Below are 20782 nucleotides of genomic sequence, written 5' to 3'. Positions count from 1 at the left end.
CCCCGGCCGGCTGCCGCGTCCGCCGCAGCCGTCGCGCGCCGGTCGCCCGTCTCGTCGGCCGCGCCCGTCGCGTCGGTCTCGCCCGTCGTGCCGAGCGCGCCCCTCGTGCCGGTCTCACCCGTCGTGTCAGTCGCGCTCCAGCACGAACGACGTCTGCACCTTGCTGAAGCCGGGCGCCTTCGCCTCCACCAGGTACGTCCCCGCTCCCGCCGAACCCGCCGGAGGCGTGGCGCACTCGGCGGCGCTCGGCTTGCGGTCCCACTTCACGCTGTAGGTGATGCTGTCACCCGCCGGCACGCGGAACACCAGGCTCCGGGCACCCTTGGGGCAGTGGTCCGACGACCAGTAGGCGTCGTCGCTGCCGGTCTGAATGATCGTCAGCACCGCCTTCGCGGGCCCGAGGTCGACCTTGCAGTCACTGCCCGAGACGTTCCGCGCGGTCAGCAGGAAGGTCGGCGTCTGTCCGGGCTCGTAGAGGTTGCGGGCGCTGCGCAGGCTGAACTTCACCGCGCTCGCGGTGCAGTCGGGAAGGCCCGACCCCGTGCCCGCCGGCAGCGCGTCACCCGCGCCCACCCCGGCGGACGTGCCGCTCCCGGCGTCGCCGCCCGCCCCGCCGTCGGCGCCACCGTCGGCCGCTCCGCCGTCCCCTGGGTCGCCGTTGGCGCCGTCGTCACCCGTACCGGACGACGCGCCACCGGAGTTCTCGTCGCCCGTCTCGTCCCGGCCGCCCGGCGCCTGACTGATCGCCGGACCCGAACTCGACGGTCCCGGGGTGATGGACGGCGCGGGATTCTTGCCGTTGGCCCCGTTCTCGTGGCCGTTGCCGCCCCCGCCGCCCGCCGTGACCACCCAGGTGATCAACAACGCCGACAAGGCCAGTACGGACAGCAGTACGGCCCTCCGTCGCCAGTAGATGGAGGAGGGAAGCGGCCCGACCGGATTGCGCAAAGATCCCACGGCGCAAACCATACGAGAGATCGGGGCGTTCACCGGTCCCACCCGCCGCTCGGAGCGACAACTTTTCCGGATCATCATCCCGGAAACGGCCCTGTCAGCCCCGCTTTTGCCGCTCCGCGGCACGCCCGGTCACGGAGTGCAACCGTTCGCCTTCCCTGCTCACGGTGCGTGATAGGGGGTCGCCCGGTCACCACCGTGGCGGTGCACCCTCAGGCGGGGCCCGGCGTGGCAGGATCGAAGAGCCATGACTGCTCCCACGAAACCCCCGCACGGCGGCACCACCGAATCCGCGTCCGCGCACGCTCCCGGCGAGCCGCTGCACTCCCCCGTCATCGACTGGTTCGACGAGCACGCCCGCGATCTCCCCTGGCGGCGCCCCGAGGCCGGCGCCTGGGGGGTGATGGTCAGTGAGTTCATGCTCCAGCAGACCCCGGTGAACCGGGTGCTGCCCGTCTACGAGCAGTGGCTGGCCCGCTGGCCCCGCCCGGCCGACCTGGCCGCCGAGGCGCCCGGCGAGGCCGTCCGCGCCTGGGGCCGGCTCGGCTACCCGCGCCGCGCGCTGCGGCTGCACGGAGCGGCCGTCGCCATAACCGAACGGCACGGCGGCGACGTCCCGGCCGACCACGCCCAGCTCCTCGCGCTGCCCGGCATCGGCGAGTACACCGCCGCGGCCGTCGCCTCGTTCGCGTACGGGCAGCGGCACGCGGTGCTGGACACCAACGTCCGCCGGGTGTTCGCGCGCGCGGTGACCGGGGTGCAGTACCCGCCGAACGCCACCACCGCCGCCGAACGCCGGCTCGCCCGCGAGCTGCTGCCCGGGGACGAGGCCACCGCCGCGCGCTGGGCCGCCGCCTCCATGGAGCTGGGCGCCCTGGTGTGCACGGCGAAGAACGAGTCGTGCCACCGCTGCCCGATCGCCGCCCTGTGCGCCTGGCGGCTGGCGGGCAAACCGGCGCACGAGGGTCCGCCGCGCCGCGGTCAGACGTACGCGGGCACCGACCGGCAGGTCCGCGGGCGGCTGCTGGCGGTCCTGCGGGAGGCCCATGCACCGGTCCCGCAGGCGGCCCTGGACCGGGTGTGGCACGAGCCGGTGCAGCGCGCCCGCGCCCTGGACGGACTCGTCGCCGACGGCCTGGTGGAACCGATGCCGGACGGCCTGTACCGCCTCCCGCTGACCTGACCCAGGCCGGTCCGCCCGGCCGCGGCGCCGCCCCGCCACAGGGGTGCGGCGCGCGGCGCCCCGGCCCGCCCGCATGGCGGCGCCCCACATGACCGCGGGCGCACCACCATGCGCCGCACCCACATGAACGGGCACGCGTCACACATACGCGGACGGACATCTCCGCCCCGACCGCCCATACCAGCCCCAGTTCTCCCTTCCGCTTCGCCCGGTTTTCGCCGTCCGTTACACAACCGACGGACAGCCGAGGGCTCCCCGCAGGCTGCTCCGCACCGTGCCGTGACAACGCGTCCGTACTTTCGTTCGCGTGCCCCTCGGGGGCACGACGACGGACCACAGGCAGTGAAGCCGGTGCGCACGGGGCGCGCCGGAACGGGGAGCGGAGGCGGTTCACATGGCGCACGGAGAGGTGCTCGAGTTCGAGGAGTACGTCCGCACCCGGCAGGACGCGCTGCTGCGCAGTGCCCGTCGTCTGGTCCCGGACCCCGTGGACGCGCAGGACCTGCTGCAGACCGCTCTCGCCCGCACGTACGGCCGTTGGGACGGCATCGCCGACAAGCGGCTGGCCGACGCCTACCTGCGCCGCGTCATGATCAACACCAGGACCGAGTGGTGGCGCGCCCGCAAGCTGGAGGAGGTGCCGACCGAGCAGCTCCCGGACGCCTGCGTCGACGACGCCACCGAACAGCACGCCGACCGCGCCCTGCTGATGGACGTGCTGAAGATACTCGCCCCGAAACAGCGCAGTGTGGTGGTGCTGCGACACTGGGAGCAGATGTCCACGGAGGAGACGGCCGCCGCCCTCGGCATGTCGGCCGGAACGGTCAAGAGCACGCTGCACCGGGCGCTGGCCCGGCTCCGCGAGGAGCTGGAGTCGCGCGATCTGGACGCACGCGCGCTGGAGCGTGAGGAGCGGGAGCGGTGCGCGGCCTGACCGGCGCGAGGCCGAGAACGGCCCGGACCACCCCACAGGCGGCGAGCACGACGACGGTCGTGGTCGCCGCCCTCGCCCTGTGTGCCGCCGGCTGCGGCACCGGCGGCACCGGCGCGCGCGACGAGGGCCCGGCCAACGGGTACTCGGCCGCGTCACCGACCGCCGAGGCGCCGGCCGGACAGCTGAGCGGGGTCGATCCCGTCCGGCTCGTGAAGGGCGATCCGGAGGTGTCCGCCGAGGTCAAGCGGCAGTTGAAGCCGTGCGTCGCCGACGAGTACCCCGTCGACGTGAGCTACGGCCGCCTCACCGGCGGCACCGTCGACGACATCGTCGTCAACGTGCTGACCTGCGGGGACGCGGTGGGGGTCGGCTCCTACGTGTACCGGGACGTGCACGGCGCCTACCAGAACGTGTTCGCGGCCGAGGAGCCGCCGGTGTACGCGGAGATGGACCGCGGGGACCTGGTGGTGACCAACCAGGTGTACGACCGGGGCGACCCCGTGTCGAGCCCGTCCGGCGAGAACATCATCACCTACCGCTGGTCCGAGGGCCGGTTCGTCGAGGAGTTCCGCACCCACAACGACTACGGACGGGTGGCCGGCGGGGAGCAGACGCCGGTGCCGCTGGAGTGAGACATGCCTCACGGGGGTGAACCGCGGAGGCCCTCCCGTCCGATGAAGGGATGAACCGGGAACGCGGCCCGCGCGTCAGCCCAGAGGGAGGGACACTCCCGCCCGCACCGCCGACATCACACGAGAGCTGAGAGAACCGGGATGGCAGACCAGACCCACGTGCTGTTCGTCGAGGACGACGATGTCATCCGCGAAGCCACCCAGCTCGCCCTGGAGCGGGACGGCTTCGCGGTCACCGCGATGCCGGACGGGCTGTCGGGCCTGGAGGCGTTCCGGACGAACCGCCCCGACATCGCGCTCCTCGACGTCATGGTCCCGGGGCTGGACGGGGTCAGCCTGTGCCGGCGCATCCGGGACGAGTCGATGGTGCCGGTGATCATGCTGTCGGCGCGCGCCGACTCCATCGACGTGGTCCTCGGGCTGGAGGCGGGCGCCGACGACTACGTGACCAAGCCGTTCGACGGTGCCGTGCTGGTCGCCCGGATCCGCGCGGTGCTGCGCCGCTTCGGCCGGGCCGGCGGCCGGGAGGAGGCGGCGTCCGCCGACGGCGGGGTGCTGGCCTTCGGCGAGCTGGAGATCGACACGGAGGGCATGGAGGTGCGCAGGGCCGGGGTCCCCGTGGCGCTGACACCGACCGAGATGCGGCTGCTGCTGGAGTTCTCGTCCGCGCCGGGCACCGTCCTCTCCCGCGACAAGCTGCTCGAACGGGTGTGGGAGTACGGCTGGGGCGGTGACACCCGGGTGGTGGACGTCCATGTGCAGCGGCTGCGCACCAAGATCGGGCAGGACCGCATCGAGACCGTCCGCGGCTTCGGCTACAAGTTGAAGGCCTGAGCGGGGACATGCGGCGCACCTTCCGGCGGCCGACGGCCGCGTTCTGGGACCGGGCGGCCATCCGGACCGGTCTGCGCTGGAAGCTCAGTGCGGCGATCGCCCTGGTCGGCGCGCTGGTCGCGGTCGTGCTGAGCCTGGTCGTGCACAACGCCGCCCGGGTGTCGATGCTCGACAACGCCCGCGACCTGGCCGACGAGCGGATCACCGTGGCGCAGCGCAACTACGAGCTGTCCGGGCGGCTGAACTTCCCCAACACCCGGGTCGACGACCCGGACCTGCCCGAGGAACTGCGCCGGAAGGTGGAGGCGGGCCGACGGGCCACCTACGTCACCGACCGGCCCGACGGGACACCGGACATCTGGGCGGCCGTCCCGCTGAAGAACGGGCAGGTCATGTCCCTGCACTCCGGTTTCACCGACCGCAGCTCGGACATCCTCAAGGACCTCGACCAGGCGCTGGTGATCGGCTCCATCGCGGTCGTCCTCGGCGGCAGCGCGCTCGGCGTGCTCATCGGGGGCCAGCTGTCGCGCCGGCTGCGCAAGGCGGCCGCCGCGGCCAACCGGGTCGCCAAGGGCGAGACGGACGTACGGGTGCGCAAGGCCATCGGCGGGGTCGTGCGGGACGAGACCGACGACCTGGCCAGTGCCGTGGACGCCATGGCGGACGCGCTGCGGCAGCGGCTGGAGGCCGAACGCCGGGTCACCGCCGACATCGCGCACGAGTTGCGCACCCCGGTGACCGGGCTGCTGACGGCGGCGGAGCTGCTGCCCCCGGGCCGGCCCACGGAACTGGTGCTGGACCGGGCCAAGGCCATGCGCACGCTCGTGGAGGACGTCCTGGAGGTGGCCCGGCTGGACGGCGCCTCGGAGCGGGCGGAGCTGCAGGACATCATGCTGGGCGAGTTCGTCACCCGGCGGGTCGCGGCCAAGGACCCGGACGTCACCGTGCGGGTGGTGCACGAGTCGGAGGTCACCACCGACCCTCGCCGCCTGGAGCGCGTGCTGTTCAATCTGCTGGCCAACGCCGCCCGGCACGGCAGGCCGCCCATCGAGGTCACCGTGGAGGGCCGGGTCGTCCGGGTCCGTGACCACGGGCCGGGCTTCCCGGAGCACCTGCTCGCCGAGGGGCCGAGCCGTTTCCGCACCGGGAGCAAGGACCGGGCCGGCCGGGGGCACGGGCTGGGCCTGACCATCGCGGCGGGCCAGGCCCGGGTGCTGGGCGCCCGCCTGACCTTCCGCAACGTCCGCCCGGCGGGTGCCCCGGACGACGTGCCGGCCGAGGGCGCGGTCGGCGTGCTGTGGCTGCCGGAGCACGCTCCGACCAGTACGGGGAGCTACCCGGCGCTGCCGGACCGGGAACGCGTCCCCCAGGGCGCTGCCCGCCCGGTGCTGCCCCGGTAGGCCGGACGGCCGTCACGGGAGTCCCGCACGGCCGCCGTCAGCTGCTCCGGATCAGAGCTTGACGCCCTTGGCGCGGAGGAACTTGACCGGGTCGACGGCGGAGCCGTAGTTCGGGGTGGTGCGGATCTCGAAGTGCAGGTGGGGTCCGCTGGAGTTGCCGGTGTTGCCGGACAGGGCGATCTTCTGGCCGGTCTTGACGACCTGGCCGATCTTGACGTTCACCTTCGAGAGGTGGGCGTACTGCGAGTAGGTCTTGTTGCCGTGCTTGATGACGATGGCGTTGCCGTAGGCGGGGCCGTCGCCGCCGCCGTTGGGGCCGGCCTTGACGACGGTGCCGCCGTGGGCGGCGACGACCGGGGTGCCGGTGGGAATGGCGTAGTCCTGGCCGCTGTGCTTGGAGGCCCACATGCCGCCGTTCGCCGCGAAGCTGGCCGACAGCTTGTACTTCTTGACCGGGTCGACCCAGGAAGCGGCCTTCTTCGCCGCCTGCTGGACCTGGGCCGCGCTCGTGGCACCGGACGTGGTGGTGTCGGCGGCGGCGGTCGCGACTCCGGCTCCCAGGGCGACCGAGGCACCGAAACCGGCGACCAGGACGGCGGCGCGGGTACGGAGGCGGGCCGGACGGAAGGAACGGGACGAGACGCGCTGGGACATCGAAACCTCACGGGATGGGGACAAAGGTGAACCACCCGGAGCACAGGACCGCGCCGTGGTGGCCGTTCCTTGGTAACCGCCCCCGGTCAAAAGCCGCAAAGGTGTGACCTACGACGAAAGGCCGTAGGTCAGGCGTGAGACCCATATCTCTTGACGGAGGGGGTCGCACGGGGTGAAACCCCCCATTTCAAGCTGATCGATCAGAACAGCGCACCAAATGTCCGATTTAAATTTCGCCGCCGGCGACTATTCCGCTTAGTACCCCTCGCGAACCCTGTGCGCCATGTCACCGGGGTCGCCTCTGCGCCAATTCATAAAAGTGGCGCACGCCTCTAGGCACTTACCGTGCGGTAACCCTACGGTTCACCTCGCGTCACCCTGGCAGACGAGCATGCACACGACATGTTGGCAGCGTCACGGACGTGAGAGGACCCCCCACGACATGAGAAGCCGACGCTCCTGGTTGCGCCGCGCATCGGCGACCGCGGTCTCCGCGGCCGCCCTGATGGCCCTGGCCTCCCCGGCCCAGGCCACCGCCCCCGCCGCCCCCGCCGCCCCGCCCACGGCCGTCACGGCGGCCTCCGCGGCGGCCGCGGACGTCGACTACGACACCTGGCAGCGGGACTGCCGGGCGGTCATGGACCAGGCCCTGCCCTACCTCAAGGAGCGGATCGACCGCACGCTCCCGGGCGAGAAGCAGGCCATCGTCCTCGACATCGACAACACCGCGCTGGAGACCGACTTCGGCTTCAGCTTCCCGCAGCCGGCCAACCGTCCGGTCCTGGAGGTCGCCCAGTACGCCGAGGAGCGCGGTGTCGACCTGTTCTTCGTGACGGCCCGCCCCGGCATCATCTGGGCGCCCACCGCGTTCAACCTCGACCACGCCGGCTACGAGTCCTCCGGACTGCACGTGCGCGGCTTCCTCGACCTGTTCAAGAACGTCGCCGACTACAAGACCGCCCAGCGCGTCGCCATCGAGGCGAAGGGCTACACGATCATCGCCAACATCGGCAACAGCGCCACCGACCTCTCCGGCGGCCACGCCGAGAAGACCTTCAAGCTGCCCGACTACGGCGGCCGGCTGTCCTGACCCGCTCCGGCGGCGCACGGACGCGGACAGGGGTCTGCCCCGGGACTCTCCGTCCCGGGGCAGACCCCTGTCGTGTCTCGGCCGAGCGCGGGCGCTAGGCCTCCTTGCTCAGGTTCGGGCCGGTGCCGCCGGCCGCCTGCTCGATCGGCGGGACGTCGGGCAGCGCCGACTTCTCCTCACCGCGGAAGGTGAAGGTCTGGGACTCGCCCTCGCCCTCGGTGTCCACGACCACGATGTGACCGGGGCGCAGCTCGCCGAAGAGGATCTTCTCCGACAGCGAGTCCTCGATCTCGCGCTGGATGGTCCGGCGCAGCGGCCGGGCGCCCAGCACGGGGTCGTAGCCCTTCTTGGACAGCAGCTCCTTCGCGGACGGGGAGAGCTCGATGCCCATGTCCCGGTCCTTCAGGCGCTCGTCCACCTTGGTGATCATCAGGTCGACGATCTTCAGGATGTCGTCCTGCGTGAGCTGCGGGAAGACCACCACGTCGTCGACACGGTTGAGGAACTCGGGCCGGAAGTGCTGCTTGAGCTCGTCCGAGACCTTGTTCTTCATGCGCTCGTAGTTGGTCTTCGTGTCGCCCTGGGCGGCGAAGCCCAGGTTGAAGCCCTTGGAGATGTCCCGGGTGCCGAGGTTGGTCGTCATGATGATGACCGTGTTCTTGAAGTCCACGACCCGGCCCTGGGAGTCGGTCAGGCGACCGTCCTCCAGGATCTGCAGCAGCGAGTTGAAAATGTCCGGGTGGGCCTTCTCGACCTCGTCGAACAGGACGACCGAGAACGGCTTGCGGCGCACCTTCTCCGTCAGCTGGCCGCCCTCCTCGTAGCCCACGTAGCCGGGGGGCGAACCGAAGAGGCGGGAGACCGTGTGCTTCTCGCTGAACTCCGACATGTCGAGGGAGATCAGCGCGTCCTCGTCACCGAAGAGGAACTCGGCGAGCGCCTTGGACAGCTCGGTCTTACCGACACCGGACGGGCCGGCGAAGATGAACGAACCACCGGGGCGCTTCGGGTCCTTCAGACCGGCGCGCGTACGGCGGATCGCCTTCGACAGCGCCTTGACGGCGTCGACCTGGCCGATGACCCGCTTGTGGAGCTCGTCCTCCATGCGCAGCAGGCGGGACGACTCCTCCTCGGTCAGCTTGAAGACCGGGATGCCGGTCGCCGTGGCGAGGACCTCGGCGATCAGGTCGCCGTCGACCTCGGCGACGACGTCCATGTCGCCGGCCTTCCACTCCTTCTCCCGCTTGGCCTTGGCGGCCAGGAGCTGCTTCTCCTTGTCCCGCAGGGAGGCGGCCTTCTCGAAGTCCTGCGAGTCGATCGCGGACTCCTTGTCGCGGCGGACACCGGCGATCTTCTCGTCGAACTCGCGCAGGTCCGGCGGCGCGGTCATCCGGCGGATACGCATCCGGGAACCGGCCTCGTCGATCAGGTCGATCGCCTTGTCCGGCAGGAAACGGTCCGAGATGTACCGGTCGGCCAGGGTGGCGGCCTGGACCAGCGCCTCGTCGGTGATGGAGACGCGGTGGTGCGCCTCGTACCGGTCGCGCAGGCCCTTGAGGATCTCGATCGTGTGCGGCAGCGACGGCTCCGCGACCTGGATGGGCTGGAAGCGGCGCTCCAGGGCCGCGTCCTTCTCCAGGTGCTTGCGGTACTCGTCCAGCGTGGTCGCACCGATGGTCTGCAGCTCACCGCGGGCCAGCATCGGCTTCAGGATGGAGGCCGCGTCGATGGCGCCCTCGGCCGCACCGGCACCGACCAGCGTGTGCAGCTCGTCGATGAACAGGATGATGTCGCCCCGGGTGCGGATCTCCTTGAGCACCTTCTTCAGGCGCTCCTCGAAGTCACCGCGGTAGCGGGAGCCGGCCACCAGCGCGCCGAGGTCCAGGGTGTAGAGGTGCTTGTCCTTGAGGGTCTCGGGCACCTCGCCCTTGACGATGGCCTGCGCGAGACCCTCGACGACGGCCGTCTTGCCGACGCCGGGCTCACCGATCAGCACCGGGTTGTTCTTGGTACGGCGGGACAGCACCTGCATGACCCGCTCGATCTCCTTCTCGCGCCCGATGACCGGGTCGAGCTTGGATTCGCGGGCCGCCTGGGTGAGGTTCCGGCCGAACTGGTCGAGGACCAGGGACGTGGAAGGCGTGCCCTCCGCGGGACCGCCGGCGGTAGCGGTCTCCTTGCCCTGGTAACCGGAGAGCAGCTGGATCACCTGCTGCCGCACCCGGTTGAGGTCTGCGCCCAGCTTGACCAGGACCTGGGCGGCGACGCCCTCGCCCTCACGGATCAGGCCGAGCAGGATGTGCTCCGTGCCGATGTAGTTGTGGCCCAGCTGAAGGGCCTCGCGGAGCGACAGCTCCAGGACCTTCTTGGCACGGGGGGTGAAGGGAATGTGGCCGGACGGGGCCTGCTGGCCCTGCCCGATGATCTCCTCCACCTGCTGGCGGACCGCCTCGAGCGAAATCCCGAGGCTCTCAAGGGCCTTGGCGGCGACACCCTCACCCTCGTGGATCAGGCCCAGGAGGATGTGCTCGGTGCCGATGTAGTTGTGGTTGAGCATCCGGGCTTCTTCCTGAGCCAGGACGACAACCCGCCGCGCGCGGTCGGTGAACCTCTCGAACATCGTTAATCGCTCCTCAGAGCGGTCAGGCAGTGGGGGGAACTTCCCCTCCCTGTCCTTCCGCAGCTTAGTCCCGCAAGCGGGGACCGCTCATTCCAACTGCCGACACCGTCGATGGCCTCCTGACCCCGAACGTTCCGACATCTGCTCCAACCCGATGGTGCGAGACGATGTTCCCGCAGGCCAGGCAGTTACCCCCATCGCCAGTACGCCCGTGGCGAACGGAGGCCGCCCCATTCTGCGTGTCGCCCTCTCCCACTAGGGATGTCTTACCCGCTGCGACGGACCGTCCATGCCGCGTACACGGGTTCCCTCCGCTACGGGCGAACAACCCCGCGCCGCCACGCGCTCCCGCACTCCCCCGAATCCGGCACGGTACGCACACAGGTATACACCGAGCGTAACTCAACGGCCCTTCCCGGGGTTGCCAGGGGCATGGTCGTCACCGTCTCCACGGGGGCCGGACTGCCGGGGCCCCGCCGGCCGCTCGCATCCGGCGACCGGATCCGCGCCTGGTACGAGAACGAACTGGGCTGGCCCACCGTGCCCGGCCCGGGGCCGCGCCTGGTCGTGGGCGTGCGCTTCGACGTCCTGGACGTGCCGGCCGAGGCGGGACACGCGGCCCTGGCGCACTTCTCCCGCGCCGGAGAGGGTGCGGCCTTCCCGGTGGCCGCGCAGGGCGGCCGGCTGCGGCTGCTGGTCGCGCAGGGGAGCGCGGAGGAGGTGCCGGGGCTGCTGGACTGGCTCGAGTGGGGCGGTCTGGCGCTCGACCTGGTCGCGATCGGCGCGGGCGGCCTGATGGACGCCCCGCCGCCCCCGGGCCGTGACGGCTCGCAGGGGGCCGCCGTATGGCTGCGGCCCCCCGGATCGCGGGACGACGTGGAGTCCTCGCTGCCGACGCTGTCGGCGATGGGGGGCCGTCGTTGCGCCGCCGATCTGGCGCGACTGGTGAACACGGTGGCCACGCACTGCCACCGCGTCCGGCTGCGGCGCGCGGGCGCCGAGCCTGGCCCGTCGGGAGCCCGCGGGTCCCGGGAAAGCCCCTGAAAGCCTTCTCGGGCCCCTGAGGAACCGGATGGGGACGGGTGCGGACCAGTGCATCGACCGACGGTCAGCCGTTGGCCTTCTCGTATGCCTCACGGATGGAGGCGGGAACACGGCCGCGGTCGTTGACCTCGTAGCCGTTCTGCTTCGCCCAGGCGCGGATGGCCGCGGTGTCCTGGCTGCCGGCGGACGACGCGCGGGACTTTCCGCGCCCACCGGAAGCACGGCCACCGGTGCGCCGGCCGCCCTTCACGTAAGGCTCGAGAAGGCCGCGGAGCTTGTCCGCATTGGCGGTGGTGAGATCGATCTCGTAGGTCTTGCCGTCCAGTGCGAACGTCACGGTCTCGTCCGCCTCGCCGCCGTCGAGGTCGTCGACAAGAAGGACCTGAACCTTCTGTGCCACCGTAATTCCTTTCATCGATAACTTGAGGGCCGGGGTGAGCCGGCGTCCGCCGTATCGCCGTCCCCTGTTATATGCAGTACTGCAGTACGTCGGAAAGCAAACCGCTTTTGACGAAAAAACACAAACCCCTGGCGGGGACCGGCTGCCCGGCCATGCCCCGGAAACATGCGCGTTTCGGACATAGGGCACCCGTCCAAGAGGGCCGGGAGGGCCGATCCGAAGGCCGCCTGGAACGGGCCGCGGAACACGGGCTCGGGAATCGGCGACGATCACAGATGCAGAAGCATCCGGCTGTTGCCCAAGGTGTTCGGTTTCACTCGTTCGAGACCGAGGAACTCCGCGATGCCCTCGTCATAGGAACGCAGCAGCTCGGCGTACACATCGGCGTCGACGGGCGTCTCCCCGATCTCGACGAAGCCGTGCTTGCCGAAGAAGTCGACTTCGAAGGTCAGGCAGAAAACCCGGCGAACACCGAGCCACCGGGCGGTCTGCAGCAACTTCTCCAGCACGTGGTGACCGACCCCGGCGCCCTTCAGCCCGGGCTTCACGGCGAGAGTGCGGACTTCGGCCAGGTCCTCCCACATCACGTGCAGGGCGCCGCAGCCGACGACTTCGGCGTTGTCGTCCCGTTCCGCCACCCAGAACTCCTGGATGTCCTCGTAAAGCGTCACTGTTGCTTTGTCGAGCAGGATGCCCCCGCGGACGTACGCGTCAAGGAGGCCGCGCACGACCGGCACATCGCTGGTGCGGGCACGGCGGACCGTGATGGCTTTAGCGGTCGCGTTCACTTCTGGACCGTCCGGGCTGTCTGCTGACATGAACGGACGCTATCGCCCGGGACCGTCCTGGGCCGAGTCGGGGTTCTCGTCGTTCTCGTCGTTCTCGTCCCCGGCCGTCCCGGGTTCGGCGGGTTCGGCGGCTTCGGGTTCGACGGGTCGGGCAGGTTCGGCGGCTGATGGCTGTTCCGTGCTTTCCGGGATCCGGACGACACGGACCGCATCGGTGAGCGCCTGCCGTTGTTCCTCGCTCATCATGCCGAAGAAGGCGACGAGAGCGGCCGCGGCGTTGTCGCTCTGCGACCAGGCGTCGTTCATCAGCGCGGCGGCGTACGCGGCACGGGTCGAGACGGCCTCATATCGATAGGCCCGGCCTTCCGCCTCGCGGCGCACCCAGCCCTTCTGGTGGAGATTGTCCAGCACGGTCATCACCGTGGTGTAGGCGATGGACCGCTCCTTCTGGAGGTCTTCCAGGACTTCCCGAACAGTCACCGGGCGGTTCCACTTCCACACCCGCGTCATGACCGCGTCTTCGAGTTCTCCCAATGGGCGAGGCACAGCTCAGAACAATAGTGGGAGATCCGGACAATGGCGTGCCGGACGGGCACCTTCACCGGCAAACGGGAGCAAAAGGGCGTACGACTCCGCAGGGCGGTTCCACCGGCCCGCAGGCCGGTGGCAGTCGTACGCCGCACAACATCCGGCGGGGTCCGGGCCGGGCGGCCCGGACCGGGCGGAAGGTCAGGCGTCGGCCTTGCCGGAGGGCTGCCGGGCGCCCTCCACCCGCGAGAGGGCCGCGTCCACGGCGGCGTCCTCCTTGGCCTTGTTGGCGCCGCCCTGGGTCTTCACGATCACCCGGATCACGGCGATGAAGAGGGCGGCCATGACGAACGGGGGCAGCAGAGCGGAGACGTAGTCCATGGCTCCAGAGTAGCCAGCGGGCGGTGGATCACAGGGTGGGGGTGCGGCCGCGGCGGTTCGCGGTCCGCCCGGATCAGCCGGCCGCGAGCCGCTGGTCCGCCGGGGGCGGGGCCGGCTTGCGGCGGGGGAAGACCTCGCCCGGGGTGGGGATGGGGCGGGACGGCTTCGGGGCGGCGCGGGCCGGGGCGGGCTTCGGACGGGGGGACGGCTTCTGCCCCGGCGACTTCTCGGAGCGGTCCTTCTCGGTGCGCTCGGAGGCCGCCTGACCGCCCGGGAGGGCCATCAGCCGGGTGCGGGAGGCGGGCACCGTCGCCGGCGCGGAGGCGCCCGCGCGGGTGGACCGTCCGGCGAGCCGGGCCCGGACGTCCTGCTCCGCGAGCATCTGACAGCGCTCCAGCAGGGCGGCGGCGACCGGATTGCCGCGCAGCGCGCGCAGGGCGGCGAGGTCGTCCGGGCCGGGACGGTGACCGGCGCCCAGCGCCTCCTCCAGGAGCGTGAGGTACCCGGCGGTCGTGCCGGGCAGGGCGGCGCGGTAGCGGCCGAGGTCGGCCACCAGGAAGGCGCGCAGCCTCGCGCTCTCCCTGGTCGCCTCGTCGACCGCGTCGGCGAGGCGGAGGCAGTCCTGGACGTCGTCGGCCGAGGCGGCGGCGGGGTGCAGGGCGAGGGCGAGGGCGCGGCGGAGCACGCGCAGCTCCTCCGCACCGAACGCCAGGCCGCCGCGGGATCCGTATGGCGTGGGCATGCGGCGACGATACGCGCTAATCAGACAAAACAGTGCATAGGGGATGGGGTGTGGCGGCCGGGCCCACCCGGGTGGCGCTGCGAGCGGCCACGCGCCTTCAGCGACGCGGCCGGGTCGTGGGCGAGTCGCCACCGGGTCGCGGGCGAACGGCTGCGCCGCGCGAGCGCGTTCACGCAGCCCGCCTCGCCGGTACGGGCTTCGGCCGGGCCGACCTGCGGTGGGACGGGCGGGTCCTACGCCCACGCGGGTCCGGTGACGCACCGGACCGCCAGCGAGCGGACCCCCCGCACAGACCCGGTCGTGCAGCCCGCCTCGCCGGTGCGGGCTCCGACCGGGCCGGACCCGGGCGTGGCGCGGCGCCCCACGGCCACGCCCGGTTCGGGCCACGCACGGGCCACCCACGCCACCGGCGAACAGACACCCGCAGGAGCCCGGTCGTGCAGCCTCCTCACCCGTACGGGCTCCGACCGGGCCGGACCCGGCCTCGCGCGGGAGAGGCCCACGGCCATGCGCATCCGGTGACGCACCGGCCCACCGGGGCACCGGGGCACCGGGGCACCGGGGCACCGGGCCCACCGAGCCACCGGCGTACAACGCCCCGCACGAGCCCGGTCGTGCAGCCCGCCTCGCCGGTTCCGGAACTCGCCGGGGCGGACCCGCGAGGCAGGCCCTCGGGGCGCGGCACACGCACGTGTGGAGCGCCCGTGTCCCGGCGGCCGGTCGGGCCGTCGGCGCGGCGGGCGATCGGGGCGCCCGGCGTCAACCGTCCGCGGCGGGCCGGGCGGTCAGCGGCGGGAGATGTTCCGGTCGTAGACCAGACGCAGGCCGATCAGGGTCAGCCAGGGCTCGTGCTCGTCGATGACCGAGGACTCGCCCAGCACCATCGGCGCGAGTCCGCCGGTGGCGATGACGGTGACGTCCTCGGGGTCGTCGGCGAGTTCGCGGGCCATCCGGCGGGCTACGCCGTCGACCTGGCCGGCGAAGCCGTAGACGATGCCGGACTGCATGGCCTCCACCGTGTTCTTGCCGATCACGGTGCGCGGGCGGGCCATCTCGATCTTGCGGAGCTGCGCGCCCCGCACGCCGAGCGCCTCCAGGGAGATCTCGATGCCGGGCGCGATGACGCCGCCGACGTACTCGCCGCGTGCGCTGACCGCGTCGAACGTGGTGGCCGTGCCGAAGTCGACGACAATGGCCGGGCCGCCGTAGAGGTCGACCGCGGCGACCGCGTTGATGATGCGGTCCGCGCCGACCTCCTTGGGGTGGTCCATGAGGATCGGCACGCCTGTCTTGACGCCCGGTTCGACGAGGATCGCGGGGACGTCGCCGTAGTAGCGCCGGGTGACCTCCCGCAGCTCGTGCAGGACCGAGGGGACGGTCGCGCAGATGGCGATGCCGTCGATGCCGTCGCCCAGTTCCTCGCCGAGCAGCGGGTGCGTGCCCATCAGGCCCTGGAGGAGGACCGCGAGTTCGTCGGCGGTGCGCCGGGCGTCCGTGGAGATCCGCCAGTGCTCGACGATCTCCTCGCCGTCGAAGAGGCCCAGGACGGTGTGGGTGTTGCCCACGTCGATGGTCAGCAGCATGGGAGCTACTCCGCCTCGCGCAGGTCCAGGCCGATGTCCAGGATCGGCGAGGAGTGGGTCAGGGCTCCGACCGCCAGGTAGTCGACGCCGGTCGCGGCGTACGCCTTGGCGTTGTCCAGGGTCAGCCGGCCGGACGCCTCCAGCGCGGCGCGGCCGTCGACGAGGGCGACCGCCTCCTCGCACTCGCCGGGGGTGAAGTTGTCCAGCAGGATCAGGTCGGCGCCCGCGTCGAGCACCTCGCGGAGCTGGTGCAGCGTGTCGACCTCGACCTCGATGGGCACGTCGGGGAAGCGCTCGCGGACGGCGGTGAACGCCTGGGCGACGCCGCCCGCCGCGATCACGTGGTTGTCCTTGACCAGGGCCGCGTCCGAGAGGGACATGCGGTGGTTGACGCCGCCGCCGCAGCGGACCGCGAACTTCTCCAGGGCGCGCAGGCCCGGGGTGGTCTTGCGGGTGTCGCGGACCTTGGCCCGGGTGCCGTCGAGGGCGTCCGCCCACGCGCGGGTGGCCGTGGCGATGCCCGAGAGGCGGCACAGCAGGTTCAGCGCGCTGCGCTCCGCGGTGAGCAGGTCGCGGGTGCGGGTGGTGACGGACAGCAGCTTCTGGCCGGGCTCGACGCGGTCGCCGTCCTCGGCGTGCCGCTCCACCTCGAACTCCTCGGTGCACACGATCGACAGGACCGCCTCGGCGATCCGCAGGCCCGCGACGACGCCCGCCTCCCGGGCGGTGAAGTCGGCGGTGGCGACGGCGTCCTCCGGGATGGTCGCGACCGTCGTCACGTCCACGCCGTGGGCGAGGTCCTCCTGGAGAGCGAGGTTGGCGATGTCCTCGACCTCCACGGGGTCGAGGCCGGCGTCGGCCAGGAGCTGGGCGAGCGCGGGGTCGAGGCCGCACTCCAGGTACTCCTCGTCACCACCGCAGCCGCAGCCGTCGCCGCAGCCGCCGGACGGAACGAGGGGAAGGTCGGGCGTGGTCACTGCTGTCACTGCTCCTGGGGTGCCTGGGGAGGGAGGGTCGGGGGGAAGTCTGTGCCGTCCGTGGGGTGCACGGCCAGTGTGCGGTCGGGGTTCAGCTGCACGACGACGTGGCGGCGCCACCGGGTGTCGTCCCGTTCGGGGCGGTCCTCGCGCCAGTGGCAGCCGCGGGTCTCCTCGCGGAGGCGGGCGGCGGCGACCAGGACGCGGGCCACGCACAGGAGGTTGGTCGCCTCCCAGGTGTCGACGCCCGGCTCGGCGGTCTTGCCGTTCTCGTCGAGGGCGTCGCGCGCCTCCGTGTGCAGGGCTTCGAGCTGGTCGGCGGCCCGCGCGAGAGAGGACTCGGAACGCAGGACGCCCGCACCCCGGGTCATGATCCGCTGGATGGCGAAGCGGGTCTCCGGGGCCAGCAGGGGGTGCGCGGGGCGGTCGGCCTGCGGCAGCGGGCGCGGCACCCGCGCGTGCAGCTCCTGCCCGCCGCGCCGGCCGGCGATGTCGGCGGCGATGCGCTCGGCGTAGACCAGGCCCTCCAGGAGGGAGTTGGAGGCCAGCCGGTTGGCGCCGTGCACGCCGGTGCAGGCGACCTCGCCGCACGCGTACAGCCCGGGCACGGTGGTGCGGCCCCGGGAGTCGGTGCGGACGCCGCCGGAGGCGTAGTGGGCGGCCGGGGCGACGGGCACCGGCTCGGTGACCGGGTCGATGCCGTGGGCCCGGCAGGCCGCGAGGATCGTGGGGAAGCGGCGCTCCCACATCTCGGCGCCGAAGTGCCGGGCGTCGAGGTACATGTGCTCGGTGTTCCGCTCCCGCATGCGGCGCATGATGCCCTTGGCGACGATGTCCCGCGGGGCGAGCTCGGCCAGTTCGTGCTGCCCCAGCATGAAGCGCACGCCGTCGGCGTCCACCAGGTGGGCGCCCTCCCCGCGCACCGCCTCGGAGACCAGTGGCTGCTGGCCCTCCGCGTCCGGGCCGAGGAACAGGACCGTGGGGTGGAACTGCACGAACTCCAGGTCGGAGACCTCGGCGCCCGCGCGGAGCGCGAGGGCCACGCCGTCGCCCGTGGACACGGCAGGGTTGGTGGTGGCGCTGAAGACCTGGCCCATGCCGCCGGTGGCGAGGACCACCGCGGGGGCGTGGACGGCGCCGACACCGTCGTGCTGCCCCTCGCCCATGACGTGCAGGGTGACGCCCGCGGTACGGCCTTCGGCGTCCGTGAGGAGGTCCAGGACCAGGGCGTTCTCGACGGTGCGCAGTCCGCGGGCGCGGACCGCGTCGACCAGGGCGCGGGAGATCTCGGCGCCGGTGGCGTCGCCGCCCGCGTGGGCGATGCGCCGGCGGTGGTGGCCGCCCTCACGGGTGAGGGCCAGGCCGCCCTCGGCGGACTCGTCGAAGTGGGCGCCGGTGGCGATCAGCCGGCGCACCGCGTCGGGGCCCTCGGTGACGAGGATGCGGACCGCCTCCTCGTCGCACAGGCCCGCCCCGGCGACCAGCGTGTCGTCGAGGTGCTGTTCGGGGGTGTCGCCGTCGCCGAGGGCCGCGGCGATGCCCCCCTGCGCCCAGCGGGTGGAGCCGTCGTCGAGCCGGGCCTTGGTGACGACGACCGTGGTCAGGCCGGCCGCCTCGCAGCGCAGGGCGGCGGTGAGGCCGGCGACGCCGGAGCCGACGACCACCACGTCCGCCGCGACGGACCACCCGGGCGCGGGCGCGTGCAGGCGGGGCCGGGCGCTCGTTTGAGGGTGGTGGTGGGTGACGGGCGGGCGTATGCCTGTGCTGGTCACGAGGCGGCTCCGAACGTTCCGAAGGTCAGGGGGATGTTGTCGATCAGCCGGGTGGACCCGACCCGGGCCGCCACGGCGAGCACGGCCTCGCCGGTGAAGTCGTCCCCGATGCCGGTGAAGTCGGCGGGGTCGACCAGGGCCAGGTAGTCCAGTGTGAGGGGCGGATCGAGCCGGGCGGCCTCGTCGAGGACCTGCCGGGCCGCGGCCTTGATGGCGGCCGGGCCCCCGGCGGCGGTGGCTACGGCGTGCGCGTCGGCCGCCGCGCGGGACTCCCCGAGCGCGCTGAGTGCCTCCGCGCGCGCCCGGCTGGACGGCACCTCGCGGGCCCGCGCGCGCAGCGCCTCCTGGGCGGCGTGCCGGTCGCGGCCCGCGAACAGGGCGGCGGACAGGGCGAGCGCGGTGCGCCGCTCCGCGGGCGAGAGGTAGCGGTTGCGGCTGGACAGGGCGAGCCCGTCCTCCTCGCGGACGGTGGGCACGCCGACGATCTCGACGCCGAAGTTCAGGTCCCGCACCATGCGGCGGATCAGGGCGAGCTGCTGGGCGTCCTTCTGGCCGTAGAGGGCGATGTCGGGGCGGGTGAGGTGCAGCAGCTTGGCGACGACGGTGAGCATGCCGTCGAAGTGGCCGGGGCGGGCGGCGCCCTCCAGGCGTTCGCCCATGGGGCCGGCGCTGACCCGGACCTGGGGTGCCCCGCCCGGGTAGACCTCCTCCACCGAGGGGGCGAACACGACGTCGGCTCCCGACTGCTCGGCCAGCTTCAGGTCCGCGTCCAGGGTGCGGGGGTAGCGGTCGAGGTCCTCGCCCTGCCCGAACTGGAGCGGGTTGACGAAGACGGTGACGACGACCTCGCCCTCGGGTCCCGCGATCCTGCGCGCGGCGCGGATCAGCGTGGCGTGGCCCTCGTGCAGGGCGCCCATGGTCATCACGACGGCGCGGCGGCCCGTGCGCGCGCGTGCGTGCAGTTCCCCGGCGGTGCGCAGCAGGGTGGTGGTCATCGGAGGGCTCCGTTCCGGGGCGCGTGCCGGGCGGTGCGGGGCGGGTGGGCGCTCGGGTGCGGCGCGGGGCGGGCCGCCCCGGCGGCGGAGGCGTGACCGGTGACGTGGGCAGTGACGTAGGCGGTGACGTGGGCGGTGCGACCGGTCCGGGCGGGCGCGGAGGTCCGCGTGGCCGTCGTCGCCGTCGCCGCTACCGCCGTCGTCACTGTCGCTGTCGTCACTGTCGCTGTCGTCACTGTCGCTGTCGTCGCTGTCGGGCCGAGGGCGGTGGCCGGGCCGGGCGGGGTCATCGGGTGCCCCCCTCGGGGCCGGACGGGTCCGGGCCGGCGGGGCCGGGGCCGCCGTCGCCTGCCGTGGTGCCGTCGGCGAGGACGCCGAGCAGGTCCTCGGCGAGCTCCGGCTTCAGCAGGCCGCCGGCGAGCGCGCGGTCGGCGGTCGCGCGGGCCATCGCCAGGTACCCGGCGACGGTCGCGGGGGCGTGCCGGCGCAGCTCGGCGATGTGCGTCGCCACGGTGCCCGCGTCGCCGCGTGCCACGGGGCCGGTGAGGGCCGCGTCGCCGGACCGCAGGGCGTTGTCCAGAGCGGCGCCGAGCAGCGGGCCCAGCATCCGGTCGGGGGCCCCGACGCCGGCGGCGCGCAGCAGCTCCAGGGACTGGGCGACCAGCGTGACCAGGTGGTTGGCTCCCAGGGCGAGGGCCGCGTGGTAGAGCGGGCGGTTCTCCTCGGCGATCCATTCCGGTTCGCCGCCCATCTCGATCACGAGGGCCTCGGCGGCCAGCCGCAGCTCCTCGGGCGCCGTGACGCCGAAGGAGCACCCGGCGAGCCGCTGCACGTCGACGGGGGTGCCGGTGAACGTCATCGCGGGGTGCAGCGCCAGCGGCAGGGCGCCGGCCCGCAGGGCGGGCTCCAGCACCTTCGCCCCGTACCGCCCGGAGGCGTGCACCAGCAGCTGCCCGGGGCGTACCGCGCCGGTGTCGGCGAGGCCGGTGACCAGTTCGGGCAGGGCGTCGTCGGGCACGGTCAGCAGCACCAGTTCGGCCCGCTGGAGCACCTCGGCGGGCGGCACCACCGGCACGTCCGGGAGCATCTCGCCGGCGCGCCTGCGGGAGGCGTCGGAGACGGCGGAGACGGCCACCGGGCGGTGTCCGGCCAACTGCAGGGACGCGGCGAGGGCGGGGCCCACGCGTCCGGCGCCGACGACGCCTACGGTGAGCCGCGCGGGGCGGTCCCGGGGATCCGGCTGTGGGGTTGTGTTCACGCGACGGGGGCCT

20 protein-coding genes are annotated in these 20782 nt (G+C 72.7%); 7 read left to right on the top strand and 13 right to left on the bottom strand.

Annotated elements, in window-relative coordinates; genetic code table 11:
* Positions 1 to 126: 126 nt before the first annotated feature.
* Entirely contained in the window at positions 127 to 957 is an 831-nt protein-coding gene (locus ACIRPP_RS22935) for a hypothetical protein (protein WP_403645851.1), read from the bottom strand.
* Positions 958 to 1201: 244 nt separating this feature from the next.
* Here ACIRPP_RS22935 and ACIRPP_RS22930 point away from each other — a divergent pair, with 244 nt between their 5' ends.
* The 5 genes from ACIRPP_RS22930 to cseC all read left to right on the top strand — a co-directional run bounded on the left by ACIRPP_RS22930 (position 1202) and on the right by cseC (position 5937).
* Positions 1202 to 2137, top strand: coding sequence for an A/G-specific adenine glycosylase (locus ACIRPP_RS22930; protein ID WP_403645848.1), 936 nt, complete (start codon positions 1202 to 1204; stop codon positions 2135 to 2137).
* Positions 2138 to 2531: 394 nt separating this feature from the next.
* Complete coding sequence (locus tag ACIRPP_RS22925) at positions 2532 to 3071, top strand: SigE family RNA polymerase sigma factor (protein ID WP_164332945.1); 540 nt, start codon at positions 2532 to 2534, stop codon at positions 3069 to 3071.
* On the top strand, positions 3059 to 3703 hold the full coding sequence (locus tag ACIRPP_RS22920; protein ID WP_403645845.1) for a hypothetical protein: 645 nt from the start codon (positions 3059 to 3061) through the stop codon (positions 3701 to 3703). Before ACIRPP_RS22925 ends, ACIRPP_RS22920 begins: the two co-directional genes overlap by 13 nt.
* A gap of 141 nt (positions 3704 to 3844) precedes the next feature.
* A complete protein-coding gene (gene cseB / locus ACIRPP_RS22915) occupies positions 3845 to 4537 on the top strand; it encodes a two-component system response regulator CseB (protein WP_403645842.1) in 693 nt (230 codons plus the stop codon).
* A gap of 8 nt (positions 4538 to 4545) precedes the next feature.
* Entirely contained in the window at positions 4546 to 5937 is a 1392-nt protein-coding gene (gene cseC, locus ACIRPP_RS22910) for a two-component system sensor histidine kinase CseC (RefSeq protein ID WP_403645839.1), read from the top strand.
* Positions 5938 to 5988: 51 nt separating this feature from the next.
* On the opposite strand, the gene ACIRPP_RS22905 is transcribed toward cseC, so the two are convergent.
* Positions 5989 to 6591, bottom strand: coding sequence for a M23 family metallopeptidase (locus tag ACIRPP_RS22905; RefSeq protein ID WP_403645836.1), 603 nt, complete (start codon positions 6589 to 6591; stop codon positions 5989 to 5991).
* Positions 6592 to 7033: 442 nt separating this feature from the next.
* On the opposite strand from ACIRPP_RS22905, the gene ACIRPP_RS22900 reads away from it, so the two are divergent.
* Complete coding sequence (locus tag ACIRPP_RS22900) at positions 7034 to 7681, top strand: HAD family acid phosphatase (protein WP_403645833.1); 648 nt, start codon at positions 7034 to 7036, stop codon at positions 7679 to 7681.
* Between the two features lie 94 nt (positions 7682 to 7775).
* Here ACIRPP_RS22900 and ACIRPP_RS22895 read toward each other — a convergent pair whose 3' ends face one another.
* Positions 7776 to 10301 carry an ATP-dependent Clp protease ATP-binding subunit gene (locus tag ACIRPP_RS22895; RefSeq protein ID WP_403645830.1) on the bottom strand — a complete coding sequence of 842 codons (2526 nt, stop codon included), beginning with the start codon at positions 10299 to 10301 and terminating at the stop codon, positions 7776 to 7778.
* Positions 10302 to 10733: 432 nt separating this feature from the next.
* On the opposite strand from ACIRPP_RS22895, the gene ACIRPP_RS22890 reads away from it, so the two are divergent.
* A complete protein-coding gene (locus tag ACIRPP_RS22890; protein WP_403645827.1) occupies positions 10734 to 11345 on the top strand; it encodes an SCO3374 family protein in 612 nt (203 codons plus the stop codon).
* Between the two features lie 64 nt (positions 11346 to 11409).
* Here the strand turns inward: ACIRPP_RS22890 and ACIRPP_RS22885 are convergent, their stop codons facing one another.
* The 10 genes from ACIRPP_RS22885 to ACIRPP_RS22840 all read right to left on the bottom strand — a co-directional run bounded on the left by ACIRPP_RS22885 (position 11410) and on the right by ACIRPP_RS22840 (position 20769).
* The gene (locus ACIRPP_RS22885) at positions 11410 to 11745 is read right to left on the bottom strand and encodes an Lsr2 family protein (RefSeq protein WP_164338294.1); all 336 of its coding nucleotides are present in this window, start codon (positions 11743 to 11745) and stop codon (positions 11410 to 11412) included.
* A 269-nt stretch (positions 11746 to 12014) separates the two neighbouring features.
* Complete coding sequence (locus ACIRPP_RS22880) at positions 12015 to 12563, bottom strand: amino-acid N-acetyltransferase (RefSeq protein ID WP_403645823.1); 549 nt, start codon at positions 12561 to 12563, stop codon at positions 12015 to 12017.
* Positions 12564 to 12572: 9 nt separating this feature from the next.
* Complete coding sequence (locus ACIRPP_RS22875; protein ID WP_403645929.1) at positions 12573 to 13043, bottom strand: BlaI/MecI/CopY family transcriptional regulator; 471 nt, start codon at positions 13041 to 13043, stop codon at positions 12573 to 12575.
* A gap of 219 nt (positions 13044 to 13262) precedes the next feature.
* Positions 13263 to 13442, bottom strand: coding sequence for a hypothetical protein (locus tag ACIRPP_RS22870; RefSeq protein WP_164338291.1), 180 nt, complete (start codon positions 13440 to 13442; stop codon positions 13263 to 13265).
* Between the two features lie 73 nt (positions 13443 to 13515).
* Entirely contained in the window at positions 13516 to 14154 is a 639-nt protein-coding gene (locus tag ACIRPP_RS22865; protein WP_403645926.1) for a hypothetical protein, read from the bottom strand.
* Between the two features lie 815 nt (positions 14155 to 14969).
* Positions 14970 to 15767 carry a type III pantothenate kinase gene (locus ACIRPP_RS22860; protein ID WP_403645820.1) on the bottom strand — a complete coding sequence of 266 codons (798 nt, stop codon included), beginning with the start codon at positions 15765 to 15767 and terminating at the stop codon, positions 14970 to 14972.
* 5 nt (positions 15768 to 15772) lie between these two features.
* Positions 15773 to 16744, bottom strand: a complete 972-nt coding sequence (gene nadC, locus ACIRPP_RS22855) for a carboxylating nicotinate-nucleotide diphosphorylase (RefSeq protein ID WP_403645817.1) — start codon at positions 16742 to 16744, stop codon at positions 15773 to 15775.
* 5 nt (positions 16745 to 16749) lie between these two features.
* On the bottom strand, positions 16750 to 18516 hold the full coding sequence (locus tag ACIRPP_RS22850) for an L-aspartate oxidase (protein WP_403645814.1): 1767 nt from the start codon (positions 18514 to 18516) through the stop codon (positions 16750 to 16752).
* Entirely contained in the window at positions 18513 to 19511 is a 999-nt protein-coding gene (gene panC, locus ACIRPP_RS22845) for a pantoate--beta-alanine ligase (RefSeq protein WP_403645811.1), read from the bottom strand. Before panC ends, ACIRPP_RS22850 begins: the two co-directional genes overlap by 4 nt.
* 286 nt (positions 19512 to 19797) lie before the next feature.
* Positions 19798 to 20769, bottom strand: a complete 972-nt coding sequence (locus ACIRPP_RS22840) for a Rossmann-like and DUF2520 domain-containing protein (RefSeq protein ID WP_403645808.1) — start codon at positions 20767 to 20769, stop codon at positions 19798 to 19800.
* Between the last annotated feature and the right edge of the window lie 13 nt (positions 20770 to 20782).

Source organism: Streptomyces sp. NPDC101219 (assembly GCF_044767675.1).
GTDB lineage: Bacteria > Actinomycetota > Actinomycetes > Streptomycetales > Streptomycetaceae > Streptomyces.
Note: the sequence above shows the minus strand (reverse complement) of the source record. Positions and strands in the feature narration are given on the sequence as shown.

Excerpts from the sequence above, each read along its gene's own strand:
- ACIRPP_RS22890 (WP_403645827.1), top strand. The coding sequence starts at position 10,734 with ATGGTCGTCACCGTCTCCACGGGGGCCGGACTGCCGGGGCCCCGCCGG.
- ACIRPP_RS22860 (WP_403645820.1), bottom strand. The coding sequence starts at position 15,767 with ATGCTGCTGACCATCGACGTGGGCAACACCCACACCGTCCTGGGCCTC.
- cseB (WP_403645842.1), top strand. The coding sequence starts at position 3,845 with ATGGCAGACCAGACCCACGTGCTGTTCGTCGAGGACGACGATGTCATC.
- ACIRPP_RS22905 (WP_403645836.1), bottom strand. The coding sequence starts at position 6,591 with ATGTCCCAGCGCGTCTCGTCCCGTTCCTTCCGTCCGGCCCGCCTCCGT.
- ACIRPP_RS22900 (WP_403645833.1), top strand. The coding sequence starts at position 7,034 with ATGAGAAGCCGACGCTCCTGGTTGCGCCGCGCATCGGCGACCGCGGTC.
- ACIRPP_RS22870 (WP_164338291.1), bottom strand. The coding sequence starts at position 13,442 with ATGGACTACGTCTCCGCTCTGCTGCCCCCGTTCGTCATGGCCGCCCTC.
- ACIRPP_RS22895 (WP_403645830.1), bottom strand. The coding sequence starts at position 10,301 with ATGTTCGAGAGGTTCACCGACCGCGCGCGGCGGGTTGTCGTCCTGGCT.
- cseC (WP_403645839.1), top strand. The coding sequence starts at position 4,546 with ATGCGGCGCACCTTCCGGCGGCCGACGGCCGCGTTCTGGGACCGGGCG.
- ACIRPP_RS22880 (WP_403645823.1), bottom strand. The coding sequence starts at position 12,563 with ATGTCAGCAGACAGCCCGGACGGTCCAGAAGTGAACGCGACCGCTAAA.
- ACIRPP_RS22925 (WP_164332945.1), top strand. The coding sequence starts at position 2,532 with ATGGCGCACGGAGAGGTGCTCGAGTTCGAGGAGTACGTCCGCACCCGG.
- panC (WP_403645811.1), bottom strand. The coding sequence starts at position 19,511 with ATGACCACCACCCTGCTGCGCACCGCCGGGGAACTGCACGCACGCGCG.
- ACIRPP_RS22875 (WP_403645929.1), bottom strand. The coding sequence starts at position 13,043 with ATGACGCGGGTGTGGAAGTGGAACCGCCCGGTGACTGTTCGGGAAGTC.
- ACIRPP_RS22930 (WP_403645848.1), top strand. The coding sequence starts at position 1,202 with ATGACTGCTCCCACGAAACCCCCGCACGGCGGCACCACCGAATCCGCG.